The sequence below is a fragment of the Brevundimonas sp. 'scallop' genome (genome assembly GCF_011045535.1).
Lineage (GTDB): Bacteria > Pseudomonadota > Alphaproteobacteria > Caulobacterales > Caulobacteraceae > Brevundimonas > Brevundimonas vesicularis.
The window spans coordinates 1,896,095-1,921,952 of the sequence record NZ_CP039382.1 but is presented as its reverse complement, the minus strand read 5'-3'; the positions used below and the strand labels follow the sequence as shown (position 1 = coordinate 1,921,952).

General features: G+C 64.3%; 38 protein-coding genes, 3 tRNA genes, 1 other RNA gene and 1 pseudogene. 24 read left to right on the top strand and 19 right to left on the bottom strand.

What is annotated here, in order from left to right:
* Together E4341_RS09625 and E4341_RS09620 are read right to left on the bottom strand one after the other, a co-directional pair.
* Complete coding sequence (locus E4341_RS09625) at positions 1-189, bottom strand: DUF4169 family protein (RefSeq protein WP_165116893.1); 189 nt, start codon at positions 187-189, stop codon at positions 1-3.
* A 2-nt stretch (positions 190-191) separates the two neighbouring features.
* Positions 192-1,451: a patatin-like phospholipase family protein gene (locus tag E4341_RS09620; RefSeq protein WP_165116891.1), complete on the bottom strand. Its 1,260-nt coding sequence runs from the start codon at positions 1,449-1,451 to the stop codon at positions 192-194.
* Positions 1,452-1,600: 149 nt separating this feature from the next.
* Here E4341_RS09620 and E4341_RS09615 point away from each other — a divergent pair, with 149 nt between their 5' ends.
* Together E4341_RS09615 and E4341_RS09610 are read left to right on the top strand one after the other, a co-directional pair.
* On the top strand, positions 1,601-1,840 hold the full coding sequence (locus tag E4341_RS09615; protein ID WP_039243689.1) for a DUF2171 domain-containing protein: 240 nt from the start codon (positions 1,601-1,603) through the stop codon (positions 1,838-1,840).
* A gap of 96 nt (positions 1,841-1,936) precedes the next feature.
* Positions 1,937-2,323, top strand: a complete 387-nt coding sequence (locus E4341_RS09610; protein WP_165116889.1) for a YccF domain-containing protein — start codon at positions 1,937-1,939, stop codon at positions 2,321-2,323.
* Positions 2,324-2,386: 63 nt separating this feature from the next.
* On the opposite strand, the gene fumC is transcribed toward E4341_RS09610, so the two are convergent.
* Positions 2,387-3,778: a class II fumarate hydratase gene (gene fumC, locus E4341_RS09605; RefSeq protein WP_165116887.1), complete on the bottom strand. Its 1,392-nt coding sequence runs from the start codon at positions 3,776-3,778 to the stop codon at positions 2,387-2,389.
* 61 nt (positions 3,779-3,839) lie between these two features.
* Between fumC and E4341_RS09600 the strand changes: the two genes are divergently transcribed.
* Together E4341_RS09600 and E4341_RS09595 are read left to right on the top strand one after the other, a co-directional pair.
* On the top strand, positions 3,840-4,493 hold the full coding sequence (locus E4341_RS09600) for a peptidylprolyl isomerase (protein WP_205751270.1): 654 nt from the start codon (positions 3,840-3,842) through the stop codon (positions 4,491-4,493).
* Entirely contained in the window at positions 4,490-4,849 is a 360-nt protein-coding gene (locus E4341_RS09595; RefSeq protein WP_066551435.1) for a RusA family crossover junction endodeoxyribonuclease, read from the top strand. The genes E4341_RS09600 and E4341_RS09595 overlap by 4 nt, the downstream gene beginning before the upstream one ends.
* 6 nt (positions 4,850-4,855) lie before the next feature.
* Here E4341_RS09595 and E4341_RS09590 read toward each other — a convergent pair whose 3' ends face one another.
* The 3 genes from E4341_RS09590 to miaA form a co-directional block, all read right to left on the bottom strand.
* Positions 4,856-5,329, bottom strand: coding sequence for an SspB family protein (locus E4341_RS09590; protein WP_017504863.1), 474 nt, complete (start codon positions 5,327-5,329; stop codon positions 4,856-4,858).
* A gap of 111 nt (positions 5,330-5,440) precedes the next feature.
* Positions 5,441-5,810: a transfer-messenger RNA gene (ssrA, locus tag E4341_RS09585) on the bottom strand.
* A 10-nt stretch (positions 5,811-5,820) separates the two neighbouring features.
* A complete protein-coding gene (gene miaA, locus E4341_RS09580; RefSeq protein WP_240893666.1) occupies positions 5,821-6,621 on the bottom strand; it encodes a tRNA (adenosine(37)-N6)-dimethylallyltransferase MiaA in 801 nt (266 codons plus the stop codon).
* Positions 6,622-6,767: 146 nt separating this feature from the next.
* Between miaA and E4341_RS09575 the strand changes: the two genes are divergently transcribed.
* The gene (locus tag E4341_RS09575) at positions 6,768-7,832 is read left to right on the top strand and encodes an Mrp/NBP35 family ATP-binding protein (protein WP_165116882.1); all 1,065 of its coding nucleotides are present in this window, start codon (positions 6,768-6,770) and stop codon (positions 7,830-7,832) included.
* Positions 7,833-7,908: 76 nt separating this feature from the next.
* Positions 7,909-9,006, top strand: coding sequence for an NADH:flavin oxidoreductase (locus E4341_RS09570; RefSeq protein WP_165116880.1), 1,098 nt, complete (start codon positions 7,909-7,911; stop codon positions 9,004-9,006).
* 19 nt (positions 9,007-9,025) lie between these two features.
* Here E4341_RS09570 and E4341_RS09565 read toward each other — a convergent pair whose 3' ends face one another.
* From E4341_RS09565 to E4341_RS09540, 6 genes are all read right to left on the bottom strand, one after another.
* Positions 9,026-9,346, bottom strand: a complete 321-nt coding sequence (locus E4341_RS09565) for a YbjQ family protein (RefSeq protein WP_039243695.1) — start codon at positions 9,344-9,346, stop codon at positions 9,026-9,028.
* A 9-nt stretch (positions 9,347-9,355) separates the two neighbouring features.
* Positions 9,356-9,883 carry a dihydrofolate reductase gene (locus E4341_RS09560; protein WP_165116878.1) on the bottom strand — a complete coding sequence of 176 codons (528 nt, stop codon included), beginning with the start codon at positions 9,881-9,883 and terminating at the stop codon, positions 9,356-9,358.
* Entirely contained in the window at positions 9,880-10,179 is a 300-nt protein-coding gene (locus E4341_RS09555; protein WP_165116876.1) for a phosphoribosyl-ATP pyrophosphohydrolase, read from the bottom strand. Before E4341_RS09555 ends, E4341_RS09560 begins: the two co-directional genes overlap by 4 nt.
* Positions 10,180-10,183: 4 nt before the next feature.
* Positions 10,184-11,038 (bottom strand): alpha/beta hydrolase, encoded by an 855-nt coding sequence (locus E4341_RS09550; protein WP_165116874.1) that lies wholly within the window; start codon positions 11,036-11,038, stop codon positions 10,184-10,186.
* Positions 11,039-11,049: 11 nt separating this feature from the next.
* On the bottom strand, positions 11,050-11,907 hold the full coding sequence (locus E4341_RS09545; RefSeq protein ID WP_165116872.1) for a thymidylate synthase: 858 nt from the start codon (positions 11,905-11,907) through the stop codon (positions 11,050-11,052).
* 76 nt (positions 11,908-11,983) lie between these two features.
* Positions 11,984-12,526 carry a DUF924 family protein gene (locus E4341_RS09540; protein WP_165116870.1) on the bottom strand — a complete coding sequence of 181 codons (543 nt, stop codon included), beginning with the start codon at positions 12,524-12,526 and terminating at the stop codon, positions 11,984-11,986.
* On the opposite strand from E4341_RS09540, the gene ilvC reads away from it, so the two are divergent.
* On the top strand, positions 12,525-13,559 hold the full coding sequence (gene ilvC / locus E4341_RS09535; protein WP_165116868.1) for a ketol-acid reductoisomerase: 1,035 nt from the start codon (positions 12,525-12,527) through the stop codon (positions 13,557-13,559). The two genes, E4341_RS09540 and ilvC, sit on opposite strands and share 2 nt — an antisense overlap.
* Positions 13,560-13,619: 60 nt before the next feature.
* Here ilvC and E4341_RS09530 read toward each other — a convergent pair.
* Positions 13,620-13,696 (bottom strand) — tRNA-Pro (locus tag E4341_RS09530).
* Between the two features lie 201 nt (positions 13,697-13,897).
* Here E4341_RS09530 and E4341_RS09525 point away from each other — a divergent pair.
* The 8 genes from E4341_RS09525 to E4341_RS09490 all read left to right on the top strand — a co-directional run bounded on the left by E4341_RS09525 (position 13,898) and on the right by E4341_RS09490 (position 17,465).
* Positions 13,898-13,971 (top strand) — tRNA-Gln (locus tag E4341_RS09525).
* A 124-nt stretch (positions 13,972-14,095) separates the two neighbouring features.
* Positions 14,096-14,611 carry a Dps family protein gene (locus tag E4341_RS09520; RefSeq protein WP_165116866.1) on the top strand — a complete coding sequence of 172 codons (516 nt, stop codon included), beginning with the start codon at positions 14,096-14,098 and terminating at the stop codon, positions 14,609-14,611.
* Positions 14,612-14,679: 68 nt separating this feature from the next.
* Positions 14,680-15,042, top strand: coding sequence for a hypothetical protein (locus E4341_RS09515; RefSeq protein WP_165116864.1), 363 nt, complete (start codon positions 14,680-14,682; stop codon positions 15,040-15,042).
* 49 nt (positions 15,043-15,091) lie between these two features.
* A tRNA-Leu gene (locus tag E4341_RS09510) sits at positions 15,092-15,176 on the top strand.
* 167 nt (positions 15,177-15,343) lie between these two features.
* Entirely contained in the window at positions 15,344-15,547 is a 204-nt protein-coding gene (locus tag E4341_RS09505; protein ID WP_165116862.1) for a hypothetical protein, read from the top strand.
* Positions 15,544-15,810 carry a hypothetical protein gene (locus E4341_RS09500; protein WP_165116861.1) on the top strand — a complete coding sequence of 89 codons (267 nt, stop codon included), beginning with the start codon at positions 15,544-15,546 and terminating at the stop codon, positions 15,808-15,810. The genes E4341_RS09505 and E4341_RS09500 overlap by 4 nt, the downstream gene beginning before the upstream one ends.
* Positions 15,786-16,022: a hypothetical protein gene (locus tag E4341_RS09495; RefSeq protein WP_066551755.1), complete on the top strand. Its 237-nt coding sequence runs from the start codon at positions 15,786-15,788 to the stop codon at positions 16,020-16,022. Before E4341_RS09500 ends, E4341_RS09495 begins: the two co-directional genes overlap by 25 nt.
* Positions 16,023-17,165: 1,143 nt before the next feature.
* Entirely contained in the window at positions 17,166-17,465 is a 300-nt protein-coding gene (locus tag E4341_RS09490; RefSeq protein WP_165116860.1) for a hypothetical protein, read from the top strand.
* A gap of 319 nt (positions 17,466-17,784) precedes the next feature.
* Here E4341_RS09490 and E4341_RS15435 read toward each other — a convergent pair whose 3' ends face one another.
* Positions 17,785-18,078, bottom strand: coding sequence for a hypothetical protein (locus E4341_RS15435; RefSeq protein ID WP_205751269.1), 294 nt, complete (start codon positions 18,076-18,078; stop codon positions 17,785-17,787).
* Positions 18,079-18,330: 252 nt separating this feature from the next.
* Complete coding sequence (locus E4341_RS09475; protein ID WP_165116858.1) at positions 18,331-18,807, bottom strand: M15 family metallopeptidase; 477 nt, start codon at positions 18,805-18,807, stop codon at positions 18,331-18,333.
* Between the two features lie 61 nt (positions 18,808-18,868).
* On the opposite strand from E4341_RS09475, the gene E4341_RS09470 reads away from it, so the two are divergent.
* On the top strand, positions 18,869-19,027 hold the full coding sequence (locus E4341_RS09470) for a hypothetical protein (protein WP_165116857.1): 159 nt from the start codon (positions 18,869-18,871) through the stop codon (positions 19,025-19,027).
* 15 nt (positions 19,028-19,042) lie between these two features.
* On the opposite strand, the gene E4341_RS09465 is transcribed toward E4341_RS09470, so the two are convergent.
* Both E4341_RS09465 and E4341_RS09460 read right to left on the bottom strand, forming a co-directional pair.
* Positions 19,043-19,558: a hypothetical protein gene (locus E4341_RS09465; protein WP_165116856.1), complete on the bottom strand. Its 516-nt coding sequence runs from the start codon at positions 19,556-19,558 to the stop codon at positions 19,043-19,045.
* Positions 19,555-19,896, bottom strand: a complete 342-nt coding sequence (locus E4341_RS09460) for a hypothetical protein (RefSeq protein ID WP_165116854.1) — start codon at positions 19,894-19,896, stop codon at positions 19,555-19,557. The genes E4341_RS09465 and E4341_RS09460 overlap by 4 nt, the downstream gene beginning before the upstream one ends.
* A 106-nt stretch (positions 19,897-20,002) precedes the next feature.
* Between E4341_RS09460 and E4341_RS09455 the strand changes: the two genes are divergently transcribed.
* Positions 20,003-20,149: a hypothetical protein gene (locus E4341_RS09455; protein WP_165116852.1), complete on the top strand. Its 147-nt coding sequence runs from the start codon at positions 20,003-20,005 to the stop codon at positions 20,147-20,149.
* A 9-nt stretch (positions 20,150-20,158) separates the two neighbouring features.
* Here the strand turns inward: E4341_RS09455 and E4341_RS09450 are convergent, their stop codons facing one another.
* Positions 20,159-20,914, bottom strand: a complete 756-nt coding sequence (locus E4341_RS09450) for a hypothetical protein (protein WP_165116850.1) — start codon at positions 20,912-20,914, stop codon at positions 20,159-20,161.
* 10 nt (positions 20,915-20,924) lie between these two features.
* Entirely contained in the window at positions 20,925-22,652 is a 1,728-nt protein-coding gene (locus E4341_RS09445; protein ID WP_165116848.1) for a hypothetical protein, read from the bottom strand.
* Positions 22,653-22,780: 128 nt separating this feature from the next.
* On the opposite strand from E4341_RS09445, the gene E4341_RS09440 reads away from it, so the two are divergent.
* The 7 genes and pseudogenes from E4341_RS09440 (at position 22,781) to E4341_RS09410 (ending at position 25,708) form a co-directional block, all read left to right on the top strand.
* Entirely contained in the window at positions 22,781-23,131 is a 351-nt protein-coding gene (locus tag E4341_RS09440; RefSeq protein WP_165116846.1) for a hypothetical protein, read from the top strand.
* The gene (locus tag E4341_RS09435; RefSeq protein ID WP_165116844.1) at positions 23,128-23,316 is read left to right on the top strand and encodes a hypothetical protein; all 189 of its coding nucleotides are present in this window, start codon (positions 23,128-23,130) and stop codon (positions 23,314-23,316) included. Before E4341_RS09440 ends, E4341_RS09435 begins: the two co-directional genes overlap by 4 nt.
* Positions 23,313-23,801 (top strand): hypothetical protein, encoded by a 489-nt coding sequence (locus E4341_RS09430; RefSeq protein WP_165116842.1) that lies wholly within the window; start codon positions 23,313-23,315, stop codon positions 23,799-23,801. The genes E4341_RS09435 and E4341_RS09430 overlap by 4 nt, the downstream gene beginning before the upstream one ends.
* Positions 23,798-24,019: a hypothetical protein gene (locus tag E4341_RS09425; protein ID WP_165116840.1), complete on the top strand. Its 222-nt coding sequence runs from the start codon at positions 23,798-23,800 to the stop codon at positions 24,017-24,019. Before E4341_RS09430 ends, E4341_RS09425 begins: the two co-directional genes overlap by 4 nt.
* Positions 24,016-24,435 carry a thermonuclease family protein gene (locus E4341_RS09420; protein WP_165116838.1) on the top strand — a complete coding sequence of 140 codons (420 nt, stop codon included), beginning with the start codon at positions 24,016-24,018 and terminating at the stop codon, positions 24,433-24,435. Before E4341_RS09425 ends, E4341_RS09420 begins: the two co-directional genes overlap by 4 nt.
* A pseudogene (locus tag E4341_RS15760) lies at positions 24,432-24,542 on the top strand (hypothetical protein); the annotation flags it as partial. The gene E4341_RS09420 and the pseudogene E4341_RS15760, both read left to right, overlap by 4 nt.
* A 17-nt stretch (positions 24,543-24,559) precedes the next feature.
* A complete protein-coding gene (locus E4341_RS09410; RefSeq protein ID WP_165116836.1) occupies positions 24,560-25,708 on the top strand; it encodes a tyrosine-type recombinase/integrase in 1,149 nt (382 codons plus the stop codon).
* The last annotated feature ends 150 nt before the right edge of the window (positions 25,709-25,858 follow it).

The window sequence follows — 25,858 nt, the reverse complement described above, 5'->3', positions numbered from 1 at the left end:
TCAGTCGCCGTTTTTCGGCTCCAGCTTCTGACCGTCCAACTGCTTATCGGCGCGATGACGCTCAAGAGCGGACAGGGTCTTCTCGGCCTTGGAGCGTCCATGGGCCAAGCGGTTGGCGGCGGCCAACGCCTTGTCTTCGGCCTTGGCGCGGGTCTTTCGCGCCCGGTTCAGATTGATGATCTCGCCCATGATTACGCCTTGGGCTTTTCGGCGGGGGGCGCATCGGCCGGCGGGTTGGCCGAGGGCTCGGGCGCCAGCACAGCCGGCACCTGAGACTCCGAGATCGTCGTCTGGGGGATGAAGGGCTGGTCCGCCGGGCGCTCGCCCAGCCGGGTCCAGGCATCGGCGCCGCGTCCGCGCTGGCGACCCAGTTCGAACATGGCCGTCATGGTCTCCTGATCGAACTTCAAGCTGGAGGCGGCGACATTGTCTGGAATGGCCGACAGCGCCATGTCCAGCCCATTGCGCCGCGCGAACGCCGCCGTCACCGCCAAGTGGATGCGCAGCGATGACTTGCTCATGCTGTCATAGGTCCGCGCCAGGATCCCCGACAAGCGTCCCGGCGTAACGCCGTCGTTGCGTCCAACCTGACCATTGACGATCACGTAGAGGGCGCCGACACGCCCTTCGTCCTTTGGGCGGGTCCAGAGCATCAGGTCTTCAGGAATAGCTAGGAACGGCGTGTTGACGCCGCCGTCGACGTGCATTTCCAGAACCACCTTGTCGTCGTCCTGAAGCCCGGCGATCAGAACCGGGGGAAAGACGCCGGGAATGCTGGCTGAGGCGACCAGCACCTCCTTGAACAGTTCGCGGGCGTTCTCGTCGCCCTGGGTCGCCAGAAGGCCCATGTCCCAGATGACGGTTTCCTCGCTGTCCAGATCGGTCGTCGCCACCAGCAGGCGTCGGCCCTTGGCGTGCTCGCGCGCGACGGCCTGCATCAGTTCAGGGGTGACGTTCTCGTCCACCAGATTGCGCAGGACCTGTGACGAAAACAGGCTCGGGTTCAGGAAGGCGGCGAAACTGCGCCAGCTCAGCAAGTTGCTGGCGGCGCCGCTGGTATAGGCGTGCTGAAGTTCGTCGTCCCAATCCGATCCAAGAAAGGCGAACGGAGCGGCAAGCGCCCCCGTGCTGACGCCGGTGACGACATCGAACGCGGGGCGATCGCCCTGTTCGGTCCAACCGACCAGAAGCCCGGCGCCGTAGGCCCCGTTTGCGCCGCCGCCAGACAGCGCCAGGATCGACGTCGGTTTGTCGGGCCGAAGTCGCTGACCGATTTCCTGAGTGAAGGCCTGCAGGCGCGCGCTGTCGCTGGCGCGGATGCGAGGGTCTTCCGCCTTGACGAGCGTACCGTCGGTGATGCGGAGGGGGCCGGTCGGGCGATCCAGCGTTCCACACGCCGACAAGGCCAGGGCCATGAGGACGCCGAACAGGCCTGATCCAATCCGCCGCATGTCTTGAGTTCCGGTTCCGTGTGAACGCCGGCTTTTACCGCGTCCTAGCCAATCCTGTCATCAAGGCGATGAACAAGCGTCGCCGTTTGAAACCGTCGCAGGCCGGGGGTGTTCTCATCGGCGGGACAAACCAACTGCTGGAGATACACATGGTCGACGTTTCGCTCATCAAGGAACACCTCGAAGTCGTAGGCTCGGACGGCGGTCACGTGGGTCGGGTCGATCACGTCCTAGGCGACCAGATCGAACTGGCGAAGCTGGATTTCGCCGGCGGCTTCAAGCACCACATGATCCCGGTCAGCTGGGTCGAACGGGTCGATGACAAGCACGTGCATCTGAGCCTGACCCAAGACGACGCCAAGGCGCGCTGGACCGAGAAGCCGCACTAAGGCCGATCTGACGCCGATTTAATAAAGGCCCCGCTGCACAGGCGGGGCCTTTTGCTTATCTGAGGTAGGTCGCATTGGGCGACATTGGAGCCTGTCTTGATACGCCTGATCCTGAATATCCTTTGGCTCATCTTCGGCGGCTGGATTTCCGGCCTGCTGTGGCTGCTGGGCGGCGCGATCCTGGCGCTGACAGTCGTCGGCCTGCCATGGACGTTCGCGGCGTGGCGCATCGCCAGTTATTCGTTCTGGCCCTTCGGCCGCGAGATCGTGTGGCAGGACACGCATCCTGTCGCTGGCTGTGTCGGCGTTGTGTTGAACATCGTCTGGTTCGTCGTGGCCGGCTGGTACATCGCCCTGACACATTTGATCATCGCCGTGGCGGAGTTCATCTCCATCATCGGCATTCCGTTCGCGCTGAAGGATCTCGAACTGGCCAAGCTGGCGCTGGCGCCGGTCGGGCGCACCATCCGCGACAAGGCCTGACCCAAACTAAAACGCCGACGTCAGACGACGTCGGCGTTTCGAAAGCCCCGATCTTGGATGGGATCAGCCCGGCGAGATCATCTTTTCCGGCCGCACGGCTTCATCGAACTCGGCGTCCGTCAGATAGCCGCCGCCGACAGCTTCTTCGCGCAGGGTGGTGCCGTTCTTGTGCGCGGTCTTGGCGATCTTGGCGCACAGGTCATAGCCCAGCTTGCCGTTCAGGGCGGTGACCAGCATCAGCGAGTTGTTCAGGCCGCGCGCGATATTGTCCTCGCGCGCCTCGATGCCGACGACGCAGTTGTCGGTGAAGCTGATGGCTGCGTCGGCGACCAGGCGCACCGACTGCAGGAAGTTATAGGCCATTACGGGATTGAAGACGTTCAGCTCGAAATGGCCTTGCGAGCCGGCGAAGGTCAGGGCGGCGTTGTTGCCGAACACCTGGACGCAGACCTGCGTCAGAGCCTCGCATTGGGTCGGATTGACCTTACCCGGCATGATCGACGAGCCCGGCTCGTTTTCCGGCAGCGCCAGTTCGCCCAGACCCGAACGCGGGCCGGAACCCAGGAATCGGATGTCGTTGGCGATCTTGAAGAGCGAGGCGGCGACCGTGTTAATGGCGCCGTGGCTGAAGACCATGGCGTCGTGGGCGGCCAAGGCCTCGAACTTGTTCGGGGCCGTGGTGAAGGGCAGGCCGGTGATATCGGCGATCTGGCCCGCAACCTTTTCGGCGAAGCCGATGGGCGCGTTCAGGCCCGTGCCGACGGCGGTGCCGCCCTGCGCCAGTTCCATCAGGGCCGGCAGGGTCTGTTCGATGCGCTTGATGCCGTTCTCGACCTGCTGGGCGTAGCCGCCGAACTCTTGGCCCAGCGTCAGAGGCGTGGCGTCCTGGGTATGGGTACGGCCGATCTTGATGATGTGGCCCCAGGCCTTGGCCTTGGCGTCCAGCGCGGCGTGCAGATGTTTCAAGGCCGGGATCAGGTCGTTGACCACCTGTTCGGCGCAGGCGACGTGCATGGCCGTGGGATAGGTGTCGTTGGACGACTGGCTCATGTTGACGTGATCGTTGGGGTGGACCGGCTTCTTCGAGCCCATCTCGCCGCCCAGAATCTCGATCGCGCGATTCGAGATCACCTCATTGGCGTTCATGTTCGATTGGGTGCCCGAACCCGTCTGCCAGACCACCAGCGGAAAGTGGTCGTTCAGCTTGCCTTCGATAACCTCATTGGCGGCCTTGATGATGGCGTTGGCCAGAGCCGGATCCAGCTTGCCCAAGTCACGGTTGGTCTCGGCGGCCGCACGCTTGACGATGCCCAGGGCGCGCACGACCGGCAGGGGCTGCTTCTCCCAGCCGATCTTGAAGTTTCCGAGCGACCGCTGCGCCTGAGCGCCCCAGTAGCGATCGGCGGCGACTTCGATCGGGCCGAAGGTGTCGGTCTCTGTGCGGACGTTGCTCATGCGCGTAAATCTCGTCTCTCAGGCGTGGCGATGGGTTGCGCGGCGGTGTAGCACGAGAGCCATGCAGGGCAAGAAGAGCGCGGATATGAGACGAGGGTTGATCGCCGTGGCGGCGCTGTCGACGTTGGTGGGCTGCGCGACTGTTCAGCCTGAACCCAGAATGACCCGCGTTGCGCTCGACACGACAGCCGGCACGATCGTATTGGCGCTGGATGCAGCCGCTGCGCCGATTACGACATGCAACTTCATCAGCTACGTCGTGACGGGTGATTATGATGGGGGCACGTTCTTCCGAACGGTCAACCGCGATACCAATACCGCCAGCCGCTATCCCATCGACGTAGTCCAGGCGGCGACGCCACGCGGCAGCGACGACGCCTCGCGGCCGCCGATCATTCTCGAACGGACACGAGACACTGGCCTGCGTCATACGGCCGGCGCGGTGTCCATGGCGCGGGACGGACCGGACAGCGCTACATCCAGTTTCTTCATCGTCACACAAGATACGCCGAGCCTGGACTTTGGCGGAGGGCGGAATCCTGACCGTCAGGGCTTCGCCGCGTTCGGCGCTGTGGTCGAAGGGCTGGATGTGGCGCGCCGGATTCAGCGGATGCCCGCAAACTCTGAGGAGCAGCTTACGCCGCCCGTAACGATCCGCTCTGCGCGCTTGCTGGACGCGGCGCCTGCCGTCTGTATGAAGTTGATGCAACCGTGACCGCCGGCTGGATCGGGACTGGCAAGGTCAGGGCGCGCGAGGATGGCGATGCGGTCGAGATCGTTATCGACGGCCTGACGACCCAGGCCAAATACTACAAGCCGCTGGTCTATGAGTTCATGCGCAAGGAATGGCGCGGAGCAAGACCATCGTGGGGCGACCACGTTGTCGAAATCCGCATGGAGCATGTCGGCGAGCCGCCCTGGATGGACCTCGACAATTTGGCCAAGGCTTTGCTTGATTCCATCAAAGGCTATCTGTTCCACGACGACGCACAGGTCGCGCGGCTGCTGGTCGAAAGACGCGAAGGCGAAAGAGAGCGGATTCTGATTCGCTCCTATCCGCGCAAGGACTGACGGCGGCTATTTCTTGCGGAACTGGTCCAGCGAAACGACCTTGGGGCCGTCCGAAATCGGCGGCATGTCCTGCGGCGGGGTCGGCTCGTCTTCGACCTCGTCCAGAAGCTGCGGGTCTTCGAACTGCAGCAGGAATTGGACGCTGGGATCGTAGAAGCGCGTGATCGCAGAATAGGGGATGACCAGGCTCTTGGGCATGCCGCCGAAGCGCAGTTTGACCGAGAAACGCTCAGGCTCCACGCGCAGATCGTCGTACTGGTGCTGCAGAACGACCGTCATCTCTTCCGGATATTTCGCCAGAATGTCGGGGGCCACGCTGACGCCAACGGCGCGCGTCTTGAAGGTGATGTAGAAGTGGTGGGCGCCGGGCAGGCCCTCGGCCAGCACGCGTTCCAGCGCGGCACGCATGACGCCGCGCAGGGCTTCCTGCGCCAGCTGTTCGTACCGCATCTCATCGACCGGAGGGGCCTGGTCGCTCATCGTCACCTCACATCAGAGCGCGACTGATAGCGGCGCAGGGCCGTAGGCGAAAGGTGTCATGAAGGTAAAGCGCCGGGATTCTGGCGTCAGGCTCCCGATCATCTTTTGGAAAGTGCCGGGGGTTCTGTTGCCAGGCCCCCCGACGGGCCCCGCCCAGGGATCTGAACCCCTAGGACTTAAGATTCGAAATCACTCGAACCGCATTACGCGGCGAGAGCGACTTCTCCAGCGAAGTTATCGTTCGCAGTTAGAAAATGGCCCGATACGGTGGGCCAGGACGAGCGAAAGCAATCCTCTTTACACGTCCGTCGATGCTAGTCGGCCCCATGCTGCCTCCGCCGATAACGCGGGGAGAAAGTTGGTGGAGCCGCCGGGAATCGCACCCGGGTCCGGTCCGCTTATTACAAGCGCGTTTATCGCTATAGTCCGGCCGAAACCGGACCAGACGAATATAGGCGCAGCCGTGAGGCATTCCAAGCGCCGGATTGCACTCAGGCGCGGCGCCACTCCGGCGTCTGGTTTCGGAACCACGTCAACTGACGCTTGGCGTAGTTGCGGGTGGCTTGTTTGAGAGCGGCGATGGCGTCGTCGCGGGCCAGATCGCCGGACAGGTAGGCGGCCAGTTCTCTGACCCCGACCGCCTTCATGGCGGGCAGGGCGGGGTTCAAGCCACGGTCCAAGAGGGCTTGGACTTCGTCTATCGCTCCCTGATCAATCATCAGGTCAACGCGCTGGTCGCAGTTTGCATAGAGTTGCTGGCGCTCAGGCTCCCTGACCCATCCGGTCCATGAATCGGGCGCCAACAAGGGTTGAGTGTCGGCCTTCCAGGCGCTCAATGTGCGGCCGCTGGCGATGAAGACGCTCATGGCCCGCACCAGGCGCTGGCGATCCCCTTGTTCGATAGTTCGCGCCGCCTCGGGATCGATCTGGCCCAGGCGGTGGCGGAAACCCGCCTCGCCCATCGCGGCATAATCGACTTCCATTTGATCGCGCACCGCGCTCGGCACCGCAGGAATATCGGCCAGGCCTCGCGTCAGGCTGGTGAAATAGAGGCCGGTCCCCCCCACCAGAATGGCCGGGCGGCCTTGATCGCGAAGGTCGTCGAGCAAAGCCATCACTGCGCGGCTCCAGCGTCCTACCGACCAGGCGTCGGCCTCGTCTGCGACGCCATACAGTCGATGGTCGGCCTGGGCTTCATCTTCAGCCGAGGGGCGGGCCGTCAGGATGCGCAGGTCGCCGTAGAGCTGCTGGCTGTCGGCGTTGATGATCACCGCGCCCGTTTCGCGCGCCATCTTCAGCGCCAGCGCCGACTTGCCCGAGGCGGTCGGGCCGGCGATCAGGGTGATTGAGGGCGGCTGGGACAAATCGTGGCTCGCGAGACGGGTTCGAGGGCGATAGAACGCGCGCATCATCGCCTGCAAGTCTTCTGGAGACCGCCTTGGTCGAACGCTCCGCCGTCATCGCCGCCCTCGACGCCATCATCGATCCGGTTTCCGGCCAGGGTCTGGTCGCCGCCGGTCTGGTTCAGGGTCTGGTCGTGGCTGAGGATCGCGCGGGGTTTGCTCTGGAAGTCGATCGCAGCCAGGCGGCCGCCTACGCGCCGGTTCGTGACAAAGCGGAGGCTGCGCTGAAGGCCATTCCCGGCATGGCGCGCGTCTCGGTCATTCTGACCGCCGAGACCAAGCCTGCTGCGCCGCGCACGGCGGGCCTGTCAAAGGCGGCGGTCGATCAGGGCCGCGCCAAGGCGCCCGTCCCGACCGAGCGCCCGGCTCATGTCCGCCGCGTGCTGGCCGTCGCCAGCGGCAAGGGCGGTGTCGGCAAGTCCACCGTCGCGGTGAATTTGGCCGCTGCGCTTTCGGCGCGCGGGCTTTCGGTCGGCATTCTCGACGCCGATGTGTATGGGCCGTCGCTGCCGACCATGCTGGGCATTAGTGGTCAGCCCGCCTACGAGGACGGCGCCATCGTGCCGCACGTCGCTCACGGGCTTAAGGCCATGTCGGTCGGCCTTTTGACCAAAAGGGACGACGCCATGATCTGGCGCGGACCCATGGCGTCGCAGGCCATCAACCAGATGCTGACCCAGACGCGTTGGGGGACGGCTGATGCGCCCCTGGACGTGCTGGTGGTCGATCTGCCGCCAGGCACGGGCGACGTGCAGCTGACCCTGATCCAGAAGACGCCGCTGGATGGGGCGGTGATCGTGTCGACGCCGCAGGAAGTCGCGCTGGCCGATGCCCGGCGCGCCCACACCCTGTTCCAGCGTGTCAATGTCCCGACGTTGGGCCTGATCGAGAATATGAGCGGTCCGGTCTTTGGTGAAGGCGGGGGGAGAGCCGAGGCCGAGCGCCTATACATCCCGTTTTTGGGCGCCTTGCCGCTGGACGCCGCCTTACGAGAGGGCGGCGATGCCGGACGACCGCCTGTCGCAACCGATCCGAAGGGCGATATCGCCGGCCGCTTCGCCGAAATCGCCGCGCGCGTCTCGGCGGCGCTCAGGCTTTAGAAAAAGCCGAGGCAGGGGGTTTTCAAACGCAACCCTGTTCGCCACCTTGGGTGCTACAGATACCCAAGGAGATACGATGAGCCTCGACGCCTTGTTTAGCCCCTTCACGATCAAGGGGCTGACCCTGCCCAACCGCATCGTCATGGCGCCCATGACGCGGTCCTTCTCGCCGAACGGCATCCCGACCTCAGACGTCGCCGCCTATTATCGCCGTCGCGCCGAGGGCGGGGTGGGCCTGATCGTGACCGAAGGCACGGTCGTCGAGCGTCCGGCGGCGCGCAACGACGCCAACGTTCCGGTCTTCCACGGCGAAGCGCTGCCGGAATGGAAGTCCGTGGTTGAAGAGGTTCATGCCGCCGGCGGTCTTATAGCGCCGCAGATCTGGCACGTGGGCTCTGCGCGCGGACGCGGCGATGACTGGGCGCCGCTGGGCAAGGTGGACAGCCCGTCGGGCATGACCATGCCGGGGAAGACCAAGCTGGAGCCCATGACGGAGGAAGATGTCGCCGACACCATCGTCGCTTTCGGCCGGTCGGCCCGCGCGGCTCGCGACCTCGGCTTCGACGCCGTCGAAATCCACGGCGCCCACGGCTATCTGATCGACCAGTTCTTCTGGGGCGGCCTGAATGCGCGCGAGGACCGCTGGGGCGGACCGACCATCGCCGACCGCGCCCGCTTCGGCGCCGAGGTCGTGAAAGCGGTGCGTGAAGGCGTCGGCGACGACATCCCCGTTATCCTGCGCCTGTCGCAGTGGAAGCTTCAGGATTACACGGCCCGCATCGCCGAGACGCCGGAACAGATGGTCGAGTGGCTGACCCCGCTGTCGGACGCCGGCGTCGATGTCTTCCACTGCTCGCAGCGCCGCTTCTGGGAACCGGAGTTCGAAGGCTCGGACCTGAACTTCGCCGGCTGGACCAAGAAGCTGATGGGCAAGCCCACGATCACCGTCGGGTCCGTCGGCCTGGACGGCGAGTTCATCGCGGCCTTCGGCGGCGAGGGTTCAAAGCCCGCCTCGCTGGACGGTCTGCTGCGCCGTCTGGAGAACGAGGAGTTCGACCTGGTCGCCGTCGGCCGCGCACTGCTGGCCGATCCTCAGTGGGTCGCCAAGATCCGCGACGGTCGTGAAGACGAGCTGCGCAACTTCGAGCGTTCCGACCTGATGACCCTTTCCTGATCGGGAAACGTCGAGCCGGTCATGCCGGCTCGACGATCACGCCCGTGCCGTAGCACAGCACCTCGGTCACGCCCGGCATGATCTCCGTCGCGTCATAGCGGACGGCCAGGATGGCGTTGGCGCCGTGGGCTTGGGCGTGTTTGACCAGTTCGTCATAGGCTTCCTGACGCCCGGCCTCAGCAAGCTTCACATAGGCGCCGACGCGGCCGCCCAGCATCGACTGGACCCCGCCGATGGCGTCGGAGATGGCGTTGCGAGAGCGCACCGTGACACCGCGCACCAGGCCGATGTGGCGCGTGACGCGAAAGCCGGGCAGGTCGTTGGTCGTGGTGACGTACATCTGTTTCTCCTAACGGCGTTCCAGCACGCGAAAGGTGAAGGCGTGGTCGTCCTTCTCGCCCGCCGGGTGCGATTCTGACGATACCTCGACCCAAGCCGTTTCGTCGAATGCAGGAAAGACGGCGTCGCCTTCGGGCGAGGCCTCGACCTCGGTGATGTACAGGCGCCTGGCGCGGGGCAGGGACGCCTCGAACAGGGCGGTGCCCCCGATGATGCAGATCTCATCGACGCCATCGTCCTCGGCTGTCTCGCGCCCGATCTCGATGGCTTCGTCCAGGGTGGCGCAGACCAGCGCGCCTTTGGACATGCCGTCGGTTTCGTAGGATTCATCACGCGTCAGCACGATGTTCAGACGACCGGGCAGAGGCTTCAGCGGCAGGCTCTCCCAGGTCTTGCGGCCCATCAGGCAGGGCTTGCCGACAGTTATGGCCTTAAAGCGCTGCAGATCGCTCCGCAGCCGCCAGGGCAGGTCGCCGTCGCGACCGATCACGCCATTGCGTCCACGCGCGACGACCAGGGCGATAAGAGGAACGGTCATACATTCGGCTCCAGCCACTTCAGCCATTTGCGCTGCATGGCCTGATCCAGATCGACACCCGCCCGCGCGCAGTAGATCAGCAGCATTCCCAGCACATCCGCCGCCTCGTCGCCCAGCGCCCGGCTGTCGGGCGCGCCTCGTGCGCGGCCGGTCAGGCGCAGGTGCTCGGCGGTCAGTTCGCCCAGCTCTTCCTGAAGCTTCAGCAGCGCCCAGTCGCGGTCACGGTCGATATCATGCTCGGCGGCGTAAATGTCGGAGATGCGAAGCACCGACGCGGACAGATCGCGCAAATCCATCCGTTCAACGACGCTCGACGCTGACGCCATCCGCCGCAAAGGCCTGAAGGCGCGACCGGGCGTCGGCGTCGTTCAGCGCATAGGCGTCGAGAAAATCCTCCGTCGCCCGGATGATCTGATCAAACTGCTCGCCCTGCGCAGTCCCCGGCAGCTGGTGGTCTGCGCCCGCGAAGATCATGAGGGTTTTGTCGCCTGCCGGACTGTTGTCGAACGGCGCGCGATGATCGCGCCAATCGCTGACGAAGCCGGGCACCAGATCCTGATCGCCAGTGATCACCAACAGCGGACGGTCAAGCGTGCGGTAGCTGTCTGAGGTGACGAGGCCGGGGATGGAGCCGGCCGAAGAAAAGGCGATCACGCCTTTTACCGCCGGGTCGCCTGCTGGCCCGGCAGCCGTAACGGCGCCGCCCTCGATCACGGACATCAGAGAGCCGAACGAATGCCCCGCCACGATCAGCGGTTTGTCCGAATGCGCATGGGCGGCGATGCCGCGTGCGACGCCCAGGTCGATCAGCCTGGTCGAGAAGGCGGCGCGATTGTCATATTTCTCATGTTCGGGATGGCGCAGGGAATCGACGTGCAGCGGTGCGATTACCGTGAAACCATGCGCCGCCCAGGCTGACAGAATGCGAGCATAGGCCGTCGGTGAGCCGTTATAGCCGTGGCTGAACACCACCACGCCGCGTTCGATCGGAGCGGTCCAGATGCTGATCGGTATGGCCCGACCGTCCGGCGCCGGCACCCTGATTTGTACCGGTGTGATCTCTGCGGCTTCAACGGCGGATGAGATCGGCTGGGCGATCGCCGACGTTGCCGGCGTCGCGAGCAGAATGAGACCAAGAGAGAAGGCGCGGATCATCGTGAAGGACCTTAAACGGCGACGGCGGCCTTGATGTGCGGCCAGGCTTCGTAGCCTTCGAGGGTGAAGTCCGAGAGGTCGAAGGCGAACAGGTCTGTCTTGGGCGCGATCTGCATGACGGGCGGGGGCAGGGGTTCGCGTGTCAGCTGAAGCTCGGCCTGTTCGAGATGGTTCAGATACAGGTGGGCGTCGCCGAAGGTGTGGACGAAGTCGCCCGGCTCCAACCCGACGATCTTGGCCAGCATCATCGTCAGCAAGGCGTAGGAGGCGATGTTGAACGGCACGCCCAGGAAGACATCGGCGCTGCGTTGATACAGCTGGCAGCTCAGTTTGCCGTCGGCGACGAAGAACTGGAACAGGCAATGGCAGGGCGGCAAGGCCATGTCATCGACGTCGGCCGGGTTCCAGGCGGTGACGATGTGGCGGCGGCTGTTCGGATTGGTCTTCAGTCCGTGAACCAGCTTCTCGATCTGGTCGATGATGCGGCCGTCCGGCGCGGCCCAGGACCGCCATTGCTTGCCATAGACCGGACCCAGCTCGCCCTCGGCGTCGGCCCATTCGTCCCAGATGCGGACGCCGTTGTCCTTCAGATAGGCGATATTGGTCTCGCCGCGCAGGAACCACAGCAGTTCGACGATGATCGACCGCAGATGCAGCTTCTTGGTCGTCAGGACCGGGAAACCCTTCGACAGATCGAACCGCATCTGCCGGCCGAAGACGCCAAGCGTTCCGGTGCCGGTGCGATCGTCGCGGCGGACGCCGTTGTCGAGGATGTCGCGCAGCAGGTTCAGATACTGCCGCTCGGGATGATCGGCCGGCGCCGCGGCGATGCGAGCCTGAAGTTCAGCGATGGCGACCTGAGCGTTCATTTCTCGAGCTTGCCTCAGAACCTGCGATTCGAAATCCAAATCGATGCAGAGTCCTAGGGAGTCCACAGAAATCGAATCAACCCCCGAAGCCGCCTTCGTCGAGGAAGGCCTGTTCTTCGGGAGTGGTCTGGCGGCCCAGCGCGGCGTTGCGGTGCGGGAAACGGCCGAAGCGGACGATGATGTCGCGGTGCAGCTTGCCCCATTTCTCCAACTCTTCGTCCCCGGCGACCAAGGCCATGTAGCGGTCCTGATCCTCGATCCTCTCGGAATGCTCGAACGGCAGCAGCAGGAAATTCTTCAAAGCCGGCTCGAACGCCAGATGCAGATCGCGCGCCACGGCCTGGTTTGCGAACATCAGGGCCAGAGGATCGGTGGCGAACTGATGCGCCGTGCCGCGAAAACTGTTTCGGGGATACTGGTCCAGCAGGATCAACAGCGCCAAGGCGCCCTCGGCCGTGTCCATCCAGTCGTCCCGTTCGCGGCGCGCGGCGGCCCAATGCAGGGCGCGGCCTCGATCGCGGAAGTCGGCGTCGAACGCCTCGTCCTTGGCGAACCACTTTTCGGGCCCAGCCTCTTTCCAGAAGGCGACGACGTCGGATGGGGTTATGAAGGCGGTCATGACCCAGACCCTACCCAATCCGCTGCCCGTCTTCCATGACCGCGACTGCGACCTTTCGATCATCCGCGGCAAGCGCGTGGCCATGATCGGTTACGGCAGCCAGGGCCGGACCCATGCGCTGAACCTGCGCGATTCGGGCGTGGCCGATATCGTGGTGGGTCTGAAGTCCGGCTCCAAGACGCGAGATCTGGCGCGCGCCGACGGGTTCGAGGTGATGACGGCCGGGCAGGCCGCGTCGGGCGCCGACGTGGTCGCCGTCATGACGTCAGACGAGGCGCACCGCGATCTGTGGCGCGACGAACTGGAGCCGAACGTGCGGACGGGCGCGGCCCTGATCTTCGCCCACGGCCTGTCAGTGCGATTCGGCCTGGTCGAACCGCGCGCGGATCTGGACGTCATCCTGGCCTCGCCCAAGGGGATCGGGCCGCGCATCCGCGATCTGTACGAAGCCGGGGAGGGGGTCTTCTGCCTGTTTGGCGTGCAGCAGGACGCGACGGGCGGCGCGCATGCCCTGGGCCTCTCCTATGCGGCGGCGCTGGGCTGCGGGCGAAAGGGCATTCTGGAAACCACGATGCGCGACGAATGCGAGAGCGACCTTTTTGGCGAACAGGTGGTTCTGTGCGGCGGCATCGCCGAACTGATCGACGCGGCCTTCATGAAGCTAGTCGACGCCGGCTATCCGCCCGAGGTGGCGTGGTTCGAATGTTTTTACGAGACCAAGCTGGTGACCGACCTGATGTACGAACGCGGCATTGCGGGCGCCTTCGCCAAGATTTCGAACACGGCGGAATACGGCGCCTATCTGACCGGACCGCGCATCATCGGAGCCGAGTCTCGCCAGGCGATGGATCAGGTGTTGGCGGAGGTTCAAGGCGGGGCGTTCGTGCGGCGGCTGATGGCCGATTATAACGCGGGCTCACCCGACCTGACCGCGCGCCGAAAGGCGCTGGGCTCAAGGACCATCGAGTCGGTTGGCGCGCATCTGAATGCGGTGGCGCGCCGGGCGATGGAGAGCGCGGCGAACGACGACTGACGCGGCTCTGGCAGCGGGCGAAGACCCGCTGTTGCATCGTCGATTATTCTAAGGAGAAGATGGTCGGAGTGAGAGGATTCGAACCTCCGACCCCTGCGTCCCGAACGCAGTGCTCTACCAGGCTGAGCCACACTCCGACCGTGGGGGCTGGCCTGGCGGCGTCGCCCCGAAGTGAGGACGCGGCTTATAGCCATGGGTTCGATAGGCCGCAAGCGCCCATTTCGACCCATCTTCACGGTAAGCGAAAATAGTCCTGAAAGAGGGTGTTGCATCCCAAAACGGCTTGGCGTATCTGACCGCCTCCGCCGCACAGAGTGCTTCGGAAACGCCGGTCCTGCTGGGGAATGGTGTAATGGTAACACTACGGTTTTTGGTACCGTCATTCTAGGTTCGAGTCCTAGTTCCCCAGCCACCGCCGACAAAGGTCGGCGCCGCCGAACCACTTTACAGCTTCAGCATTATCATCTGCGCCAGGGCTTCCGTCCGGATGCCCGGCTACCTAGCTTGACCGCAGACTGCTGCTGAGGAGAACGAACATGGCCACCGCCAAAGAAAAGCGCCTGGCGCCCCTGAAGACGCCGACAAGCCTGTCGGAGGAGGCCACCCAGAGCATTTCCGCCGCTCTGACCGGGCTGCTGGCCGATACGTTCGCCCTCTACATCAAGACCAAGAATTTCCACTGGCACGTCTCGGGCCCGCATTTCCGGGACTATCATTTGATGCTGGACGAGCAGTCGGCGGAAATCCTGGCCATGACCGATCCCATGGCCGAACGCGCGCGCAAGATCGGCGGGACCACGCTGCGCTCCATCGGTCAGATCGCCAAGGAATCACGCGTCGCCGACAATGACGCCGATTACGTCGATCCGTTGGATATGCTGGCCGAGCTTCGCGACGACAATGGCGAACTGATCAGCCGGATGCGGGAGGTGCATGACCTGTGCGACGAGCACAATGACGTCGCGACCGCCAGCCTGCTGGAGAACTGGATCGACGAGAGCGAAAAGCGCGTCTGGTTCCTGTTCGAATCGGGTCGTCGCGGCAACGGCTGAGGAACCGCAGCGCTTGCGCCGTCTTATGTATCGTCGATAGTCGATGACGGACGGCGCAGGAGGGGCGTGTGAAGCAGGTTTCGGTGATCTGCGGCTTGGCGATCGTGGTCGTGCTGGCGGCCTCGCCCGCCTCAGCCGATATGTCCAAGGCGTTCGGCAATACGATTGTGTCCCATTATCCGAACGGACAGTGGGTCAGGCACTATTTCGAGCCGGATGGACGCTACACCTCTCAGTTTTCGGACGGGCGACGTGTGGCGGCCCGCTGGTCGGCCGAGGGTGACAAGATTTGTTTGTCCGGCTTCAGCCCGCGCCAGATCCTGCCGCGCTTTTGCAGCCGGATGGTCGAGGCCGATGTCGGCGACACTTGGCGCGCCCGCGATCCCTTAGGACGCTCCATTCGCAACGAACTGGTCGCCGGGCGTCGCTGAGGCCTTGCCCTGAGCGGCGTCACCCTCTAGACGCGACCGCCTACCCGATGCGGATGTGGCGGAACTGGTAGACGCACTGGATTTAGGTTCCAGCGCCGAGAGGCGTGGAGGTTCGAGTCCTCTCATCCGCACCAAGGTTTTACGGGTGTTTGAGGCGGGTCGGTCGATTGGCTGACCCGCATCAATCCGCGAACATCCGAGGAACGCCGCATCTATCGCGGCACAGTGGCGGCACAGTCTGTTCCGTATCCGTTCTCATTGAGCTATGACCCAGCCCGTCGGTGGCGCGACGGAGGACATCATGGGCCAACCCCTTTCAACCGAAGGACTGATGCGCCTGGACGCAGAGCTTGCCGCCCGGGTCGTGCGCAATCCGCCGCCGCATCCCAACCTGCCGGCGACGCCGGGACCGGGATCGAACGTCGCCTATGTGTCGAGGGAAGAGAACGACCGCCTTGTGCGGCAGGCGATGGTGCTAGGCCTCGGTCGCTTCCAGGCGCGATGACGCACTATCGAGACGATACGACGCCTGACGACATCCGCCGCGGCGATCAGTGCGCTCTGGTCTGCCGGTGCGGAAGCCGCGTCATCCCGGCGTGGGCCAAGCTGCCCCAAGCCCAGCGCTTCACGCCGTTGCGGGACATGCGCGCCAAGATGGTCTGCAAGCGGTGCGGCAACCGCCGCCCGACGATCGTCATATCTGGCCATCAGGGGACGGGCGGGCAGTTGAAGGAGTTCTGGCGATGGCCGGCGGCGAACCGGACCTGACGCTGGAAGAGATCGACGCGCTGATCGAAGATGCGACGGCGCCGAAGATTCTCATCGTGGCCCACTGGACCTGGTTCTTGATCCAAGAGGCCGGCCGGCACCTGAAGACCCGAAACAACGGCGGGCTGAACTATCGGGGTCTGGATGTCTGGATCAGCAGCCGGACGCGGATCGGGACGGAGGCTGAGGCTGAATTCCTCGCGGAATGCTGACGCGACGGGCACTTCACAGCTTGGGAAAGTAAAGCGGCCCGTCGCATGGGGTGGCGCATATTGCCGGGCCACCACCCTCACAGGCCGGCTCCGTGCAACTAACCCAGATCAACGACACTGAGTTCCGGAAGTCCGCAAAACGACAAAAGCCGCCGTCCTCGAAAGGTCGGCGGCAGTCGGAAAACACATGAGCCGACTTTGCGATCGGCTAGCCAGATAACCACAAAGCGCTGCGTCAAGTTCCCCTTAATCCACTCAAGCTCGGCATTTGCAGCATCGGTTTTGATTGGTAAATCAGCGCGTTTAGTTCGGAGTGATCAATGCAACGCAAACCTATCGACGAGCTGTGTGAGCTAGCGCGCTGCGGGGGCAGCATCACAATCTATGCCGACACGCGTTCCGCTGACGAACTTATCCAGCTCGCGAGCGCGCTACGCCATGGGGCAAAGCTCACACTGAATGGCACAGCGATGCGGCCGAATGAGGAGCTATGTCGGATAGCCAAAGCGTCGCCGGGAAACGTCACTTTCACGGGCTAGAGGGCTCGCGAGAATACCAGAGCCGACGTCGCTGCTCTTTTAGCTTGAGCCACTCTTCTATCAGCCGCCGGTCCGCGACCAGCGTTTCGACGGCGAGGGCGCGGGCGGCATCCGCCACGCTCAAGGCCTGCTGGGCTGAACTGAGCGGGGCTGTCGTCGTTGGGGGCTGGTCCTATCCGGGCGACATGGTGCCCCTGGATGGGAAATCACCAAATCGGTCGGGCGATACGACGCCCACAGGTCCGATGAAGCCGATCGGTCGGCCGGAAGATTGGGAATGACGAAGCAAAACGCCCCCGGCGTGAACCGAGGGCGTTTCGGGCCTGACCCCTCGCAGCTATATGGCGAGCCTTCACGGTGTGCACCCAGCTAGGTCCAGCCAGACAAATGCAGAGCGGGTTGCAACGTCCCACCGGATCAACCAGCAGGCCGCTCGCAGACGAATTATGAGTCAGTGACCGGCGATCCGCAAGGCGGTTCGGGGTAAAATGCAGCCTTGCGGCCGGTTGTTCGTTACCAATCCGTCAATGATTTCCTATATCACATTGACACCTTGCCCAACCTAATATCAATCTCCTCGCCGCTTCCAAGGAGGGAAGCTTCCGTGACCGCACATCGTTCGAATCCCATAGTCGTCGGCGTTACGATTGAAGAGCGTAACGACGGCGGAATCCGAGTGTCGAGCCGCGATCTCCGTGGCCTCCATTTGTCAGGCGCAGATCGCGATCACATTTGGTGCATGCTGCCGGCTGCCATCACGTCGTTGCTGGAACGAAATCACGGCGTGAAAGTCGTGTCCGTCCGCGCGAGCAAAACGCCGGAGGAGGCTTTCCAAAACCTTCCTCACGTCGTGGACATGCACGTCGAGCGTCAGTTCGTCGTCGAGCTTGCTGACGCGGCCTAACCTGGATGAATTACAGGCTCCTCACCCATAGCGAGGTTCTTGGAGCCTTGGCGCCCTACGGATGCGAGTTCGTTGAGACGCAGTTTCCGGGTTACGAGATCTGGGTGACGGGGTGGGGCTATTCGTTCACGCTGTCGCGAGAACCTGATCTCGAGCACTATGACGAGTACGCTGTTCAGCAAGTGATCGCCCTCACCATAACCGCCACTCGACCGGTTGATTGGAAAGCAGCCTAACGGCGAAAGCCGCCCCGGTCTCCCGGAGCGGCCTTAATAGCGGAGCCGAGGCTCGACGCTGGGGTCGATATTATCGAGGGCACCTAGCCCGGTCGCGGAGGCGGCGGACAGTCCAGCCCCCGCATCCCCATGGTGTCGAAGAACCGACAGAGCCGCGACACCCGCGCCCAGCCTTCCTCGCCCCAGGCTTCCACGGCGTTGTCGTATTGCTCGCCCGCGATTCGGCTGGTCAGCACGTCGTCAGGCGGGACCGGCTTGGGCTGGACGATCAAATCCGTTGCAGGCGGGAAGGCTCCGACCGGCTTCGCGCAACTGGCGACAGCGGCGCCTAAGCTCGCGATCATCAGGGCGGCTGTCAGGGATCGCTTCAGCGGCATGGTCTCTCTCCTCTTGCCGGTTGCGGATGGTGGTCGTTTCAGCTTCGCGTTCGACAGCAGCGGTTTCCCGCGCGCCTGACGCCTTCGCATCGGTCTTCTGTGTCGCGGCGGCCTGCCGGCCCCGCTCGCCCTGTGCGCCCCTGTGAGAGCAGTAGGCACCGGTCAGGATGAAGCCGGCGATGATGGCGACGATCAGCCAGCCGGTCGGGCTGAGAAGGCGAGGGATGCTGCGGAGGAAGGCGAGGGCGGCGATCATCGGGCCAGCTCGAAATGAGGGCCATCGGTGAACGCTGCCTTGCCCAGCTTGCGCCGCGCCGCGCCATAGGCATCGACGGCCCCTTTCATGGCGCCGGGCGTGCCCGTCTTGATATCCGCCATGTTGATCCAGGCGCCGCCCCAGCGAATCGCCACGCCCAGATCGCGGGAGGCCTGCCAGACTGCGGCGGCGATCGGATAGATGGCGGGCCACTCCCAGCGCATCTTGCCGTTGATGAACGGCACGAGATCCACGGCATGGCCGAAGCCGTCGGCTTGGGGGCGGTGCATCGAGTTCATGGTCTGGGACGCGCCCGAGGCGACCAGGGCCTTTTGCTCTTCGGCCGTCCGCAGGCCGTCATGGACGCTGAAGTCCTGCGTCGTGATCTGGATTGCCCGCTCGACGACACGGATCAGATCGGGGTGAACGCCTTTGAGTTCGGCGCGCGACTTCGCGCCCAGCACATACGGCATGGTCAGTCTCCAGATTGGCGTGGGGATGCGAACGGCGTTCGCATGTGCTTAGATCGCGGTCATGCCGATGCAGCACGACAACGGAAGCCCGCTATGGGGCGCGCCCGAACCGAAGTGGTCGGGCAAGGTGCGCGTGGCAGTTCTGGTCCTCGCCAGTATCGCGTCGTGGGCGATCCTTGCAGGCGGCGTCTACTTGATCACGCGATGGGTGACGGGCTGACGCGACCCCGGTTCGTTAGCTGGTCAAGCCATTGTATCCGACAGTCAGAGCCGCTGCCGCGACCAGGACCAGGGCGACGCAGATCACCGTCACCCGCAACCCGTTATGCGGCTGGTCTGACACCGGCCGGTCGAGAAGGCCTGCCGGCGGCAGCTTCATCGCCGCCTCGGCCGCCCAGTCCTCGCGGCGGATCAGGGTAAACAGGCGGATCGCCATCACGCTCCACGGCGGCGGGCTGCGGTCGCGCTGCACGAAGTCCAGAACGATCATCGAGAAGGCCAGGGAACAGAGCGCGCCCAGCGGCAACAGCGGCGACATATGCTCAACCCTTACCAGGCGGCCGGGAAACACGGTCGTCGCCCCCCTGACCATCAGGAAGATGGCGATCAGAAACACGACTAGCCGCAGGAACCAGTTGCCCGAGATCCGGGTGTGATAGGTCGGCCCGAGCAGTCGGAACACGACCGTCATCACCCCACCTGCCGACAGGAACAGCATCCCCGTCAAAACGACCCATGCGTGATGCGTCATGACGACGCCTCCTTGCTTTCCACGGCCGCCCGAAGGCCGGCCTTGATGATGCGCCCCACCAGATTGAAGAAGCCGCGCGGATCGTTGGCGGCCATCCAGCCGATCGCCAGCGCCACGACGCGGAAGTCCATCACCTTGACCAGGGCAACGATCGACGGCGTCGCCGCCTCGGCCGCCACCGGCCCGGCGAAGACGCCGATGCACAACGACAGCCAGGCCCGCACCCGCGCCTCACGAGTCGCGCCCTTAGCCCCATAGGCCGGGATCATGCCGAGGCCGCCCGCGATCAGGCCGCCACACAGACCCCAGAACAGAGGCAGTTCACGCGGGTCGAACATCCGCCCCTCCGATAGTCAGGCCGTGGTGGAACAGCCGTTGGGCGGCTTGAAGTGAGACGATGGACCCGATCACTCGCGCGTGCGTTCAACTCTCATGAACATGCTCTTGCTCATCGTCGGCGCCGTGGTCTTGGCAGGGCTGCTCTTCACGATCTCTTCGATGGTGAACAGGCGGAACCAGCCTCCAGGCTTCATCGACAAGGACGCTGACGGCGAACCCGACGAACCTGGCGGCCCCGCCAAGGATTTGTGATCGCTGACCTCAGGCGACGCCGATTCCATAGACGTGGCGGCAATACTGCCGCAGCGGCTCCAGACTGGCGGGCGTGCCCAACAAATCGGCGGTGAATAGCCAGATGTCGGAATAGCCGCCCAGGAAGGCGTAGGCGCCGCCCGCGACACCCAGGGCGCCAAAGACAAGAGCGCCGTTGGCCATGGCGTCATCCGACACGGCGTCTGGCAGGCGCGCCCCATCGACCTCGGCCTTGATCACGCCATCGGCGGACGCGCCGACAATGATCAGCCGCCAGCGGCCATAGCCGTTGGGGATGACGATTTCAGCCGCGCCAGACCCGACTTTATTGTGGAAACGCAGCACGTCGTCGGCGTTGCGGATGATGCCGGTCTGCATCTCGCCGCTTTCAAAAATGCCGCCCATCCACTGATAATCGCCGGGTTCCTCATAGACGCACATGGCCCAGGTCCAGGCGCCTTGGCTGGGGAAGGTCGTTCCAGTCAAACCGTAGGCATACGGCGCGACACCGTTTTCCAGGGCAGGCTGTCCGTTGATGGCGCCCTCGACCAGGGGCGCTCGGAAGGCGGCGTCGGGCTGAGCCAGAGATCGAACGCCCTTTCGACCGTTCAACGCGCTGACCTTGCCGCCGACCAGCGTAGTGTGCGCCGGATCGGCTTGAAACCAATCCATCAGGTTCGGCATGGCCAGGATAGAAGCAGACAGCCCGCCATCGCCCATCGGAGCGTTGGCATTGGTCGTTTCAACAGGGGTCTTGAGCAACATGGTTCGGTCCTCAGGCGATGGGCATGGAGAAGCGGGCTGCGGGCACGACGATCTCGGCCGGCACGCCCAGGCCGCGCGCATTCCATGGAGAAGCGGCGCCGGTGCGATGCACGATCAGACCACGCTGACTGGACCATCCATTGTCGTCGTCCGCCGTCTGTTGGTTGGCGTAGTGCAGGGTTCCGGCCGCCGCCGACGAAAGGGTGAGCGTGACCTGACGCGAACCGGTCACGGTCGCAGCCGTGATCGACGCGCCCGTATAGGTGAAGCCCAGGGCCGCGACCGGCAGCGTCCAGCCGCGCGGATCGGCGGCGATGTCGCGGTTGAAGGTCACGACCAGGCTCTTTCCGGCGCGGACGGCTGACACGGGCCAGACGCCATCGAACCCGCCGCCGTGCGTGACTTGGTCCTGAACCCAGGCCACCCGCTCGCCGAAAATGGCTCGCCCTTCGGCCGTGGGATGGATGTCGTCGGGCAGCAGCGGCTGATCATACATCGGGATCAAGGCCGTCGTGGCGGCATGGGCCTTGGCGTAATCCAGCTGCGCCGTCTCCACGCCGGTCGGCACATTGACATCCCCGGTGTTGGTTTGAGCCAGGATGACGAACGGCGCTTGGTCCTGATCGGCCGCCGCCTTCAGGTCTGGCAGCAGATCGTCCAACAGGTTCGCCAGCGGGTAGGGATAGGGGCCGCTCTCGCCGTGGACGAAAACCAGGAAGTCCAGGGACACGCTGCGCCCGTAGCGCGCCGCCGCGACCCGCGCTTGCGACGCCGAGGTCAACGCGTTCGCATACATGGTCGTGCCCTTAACGAACTGGCCCAGCGGTTGACCGCCGAAATAGTCGCTGCGCCATAGCCTCGCGGGCGACCGGCGGCCGGCCTTGCGATCCATGGCCTCAGCCGCGACGGCCGCCAGACCCGCGACGTGGCTTCCCTGCACGGACTGGCCATTGTCCCGCAACGGCGCGAGGTCGGACAAGGCGCCGGGCGTCACGAGGGCGCCATAGCCGTCCAGCGGGCCGCCGATGGTGCTCTGAATGTGGGCGATGCCTTCGGAAAACATCAGCGCGTGATGCGGATAGACCGCGCCCCCGTTGATGACCGCACCCCCGGCGCGCCCGGCGTTGGACTGACCATAGAACAGGGTCATGGAGAGCGGTCGAGCATCGACAGCGACTGCCGTAGCCAAGGCCCCCGACAACGGCTGGATCACGTCGCAGATGTAGAGGTCCGACGCCTGCACCGTTCCCAGGCGGTAGCCGGTCACGTCCAGACGAAGGTTGAACGCGCCCCAATCGCCCCGCAGCGGTGATACGGGCAGAAAGGCGGGTGCCCCCTCCGGTCCCCACGCCTGCAGCAGAGCGCCGTTGCGCGCACACTGTTGCGGGGTCAGGCCGTTGTAATAGCCGTCGCGCGACGGTGAGCGGGTATAGAGGGCCAGCGACCCGACAAGCATTTCGCCCGATTGATCGACCGACACCGGCACACGGCCGTCTGGCGTTTCGACCGCAAACACCTTGCCGGCCATGGCGTCGCGACGGCCCGTCAGTTCACGGCCGGCGCGGGTTTCGATCCCGGCGCCCAAGGCTTCGCTCACCACGGTTACCGCCTCGGCGGCGGCGGCCTGTGAGGATTGCGAGGCCGCCGCTGCCGAGGCCGCAAGAGGCGCGATGACGTCCACGCCAGGGAACGAAATGACGACCCTTTGCTCGGCTACTGAAACGACTGCATCAGCCATTATCGGGTCACTCCAGCTCTCAGGATGGCGGCACGCGGTCCAGGCCGGTCGCATCCATCAGGGCGATCAGATCCTTGAAGCCGAGGCGGCGGATGTATTTCAGGGCGCCGGCGAAGGTCTTGTGGCGTGTGCCGTTCAACAGCTTCGCCGACCGGCCCATCTTGCCCATCGCGTGGGCCGCCACCGATGCGCTGCGCCTGCCTGATCGCTTCGTCCAGCTTGCAACAGATGCGGCTTGGGCGCGCAACGTCGATAAGGCCGCAGCCATGTTGGTCGATCTCGACGACCTCTATGCGCTCTTACTGGCAGCAAAAGCCGCCCCCGCATCGCCGCTGCCAGGGGGCGGGTATTTCGTCCCAGCCATGACATTCGATCACATAGCCGCAATCCTCTGGTCGAAGGGACTGGGTGAATACGCAACGACGATGAGCAGAAACAGCATCGCGCTTCCCGCCGCCCCGACAGGTGACGTGTCATGATGGTCGTGCCTATTCAAATCCGCCCCGACATGGCGGCGCAACTGCGCATTCCCGCCGATCTGACGCCAGAGGAAGCCAATCGGATATCGCGTGTCGTTCTTTCCTACGCCGACACAGAGGGCGTTTTTCGCGCGCCCCGTCCGACGTGGGAAGGCTACGCGGAAGCCATGAGGGCCGTGCAATGACCGACCATATCGGTGAGGCCACCCAAAAGGTCATCGACCTAGACGCGCTGGAGAAGCTGGCGGATGAGGCTGAAGCCCCGCCTGCTCGCCGGATCAATATCCGCACGGGGCCAACGAGCGTAGCCAGCTTCACGGCCCCCGGACATCTATCCGACGCCGAGGCTGCGGCTGAGTTTCGGAAGTTCCAACAGCGGACGATCACCGGACACACGCGTCGGATCGTCTGCATCGACGGCCCACCGCGCCAGAAATATCGGATCAACTCCGAACCCGGCTTGCCGATCTTCACGAAGATCAAGACGCCTGGCCTGACTGCGAAGCGCATCGTGTGGGCGCTGAAGGTCGCGCGGAGCTACGTCGACTCGTGGATCAACCGTCTGGCGCTGAAGACCATTCGGCGCGGTGAGGTGAACGCAAAGCTGGCAGAACTTGACGCCGGTATAAGCGGCTTCCTCGCCCGCAATGGGAAGGGGGAGGGGAAATGAACGACGTGACCGTATTGGACCCCACCCGTTCGGCCTGGGATGTGGCGCACGATCAGCAGCGGTTCGACCGGCTAGGCCTGACGCGCGACAACATCCTTTCGAAGATGGCCGAGGCCGGAAACGAGATCGCGGGCTGGGGCGCCGGCAACGAGGCCGCCGTCATGCGCTTCGCCATGGCTGAGATCGTCAGGCTTCGGGCCGGGAAGGGGGAGGGATGAGCGCCGTCGTCCTGATCTGCGCGAGCCTGCTGCTCAGCGACGGCGACAGCGGGCGATGCGTCACTGTCGACGGCGAGCGCCACCGGGTGCGCCTGGTGGGGATCGACGCCGGGGAAGTCGCGCCCTTCACCCGCTGCCGTCAGCGACCGGATGTCTGGGCCTGTTCGCCTGTCGCCCGGTCTACGGCATCAGCCGCAACCACCCGCGCCCGCCAACTGGCCAGCGCTGGCGCTCGGTGCACGATCACGGACACCGATCGGTATCGTCGCAACGTGGCGGTTTGCACGGTCAGGGGCCGCGACCTGGGCGCCCAACTGGTCCGCGAGGGGCTGGCTATCAGCGAGACGAACTTCGGAGATCCATACCGGCGTCAAGAGGACCAGGCCCGGAGAGAACGCAGGGGAGTGTGGAGATGAGCGCGGCGAACGACAACTTCGTTCTGACCTTCGACCAAACCTGTCGTGAGCTCCAAGTAGGTGAGCACACCTTGCGCGCCATCATTGCCGATGGTTCCCTGCGCGCCGGCAAGATCGGGCGCCAGTGGCGCGTGAGGCGCGACGACCTGAATGCCTATCTGGAGGCCCTGACGTGCCGGTCTATAAACGCGGCGACATCTGGTGGTACGACTTCACCGTCAACGGTGAGCGATACCGCGGCTCGACCGGCGCGCGCCTCAAGGAAGACGCAGCCAAGATTGAAAACCGTGAGTTCCGCAAGGCGCTCATGGGAGGTTTACACCAGGACATCACCCTAGAGGCGGCCGCGGATCTCTGGTTCGCCGCCAAGGTCGCAGGCCGCAAGAGCGCCAAGACGACGGCGCATCGCGTCGAAATCATGCTTCGTCATCTGGGCCCGCGAACGAAGCTGACCGACATCGGCCCGCTGAAGGTCACCCAGGCGGTGAACTCGCGCCGGGTCGAAGCCATCCGCCGCGGCAAGAACCGCAAGGCGATCGACAAGTTGCCCAGCGCCGCGACGGTGAACCGCGACATCATCGACACCACCCTTCGGCCGATCATCCGGTATGCGCGCAAGAACCTTGAAGTCGAGATGCGCGAGATCGACTGGTCAGAGCTGCGCTTGGAAGAGCCGCGAGAGGTCGTTCGCTGGTTCACGGAGGAAGAGCTCAAGGCCCGTTCCGATCAGCTGCCCCATTGGCATCAGCCGATCCAGCGCTTCATCCAGCGATATGGGGTCCGCCTACGCGAGGCTTTCTTCCCGCTCTCGGCCGTCCACGACGACGGCAAGACGATGGACATTTATACTGCGGTTCGGAAGAACGGTCCGCACGTCGTGACGCTGCTGGAAGAAGACGCCGCTGAGATGCGAGCGCGAATCGGTCGGGCGGTAGCCGCTGAGCTCGACACAGTGTGGTTCAGGGAGATGAAGGACGGCTCTCTGACCGCCATCCACTGGCGCGCCTATCAGTCCGCAGCAAGCGCCGCCAATCGCCGCTCAGGCGTTCAAGCCCGAGCCGTTCACGACGACCGTCACCACGCCGGCACGACCCTTCTCCGTAAGACAGGCGGCAATCTGGCGGCTGTGAAGAAGCTGCTTGGGCACGAGGTCATATCCTCGACCATGCGCTACGCCCACACGTCACGAGATGACCTTCGCGACGCTCTGCGTCACGCATACGGCACAATCGAAGACGTGACGCCAGAAAAGCACAAGAAGGCAGAGGGTTAGCGTCTCTTAGACTGGATTTAGGTTCCAGCGCCGAGAGGCGTGGAGGTTCGAGTCCTCTCATCCGCACCAAGACAAAAAAGGCCCCGGAGCGATCCGGGGCCTTTCTTTATTCTTGGCCTATCGCCCTTGCGGGCTACCTGAGGCCGATAG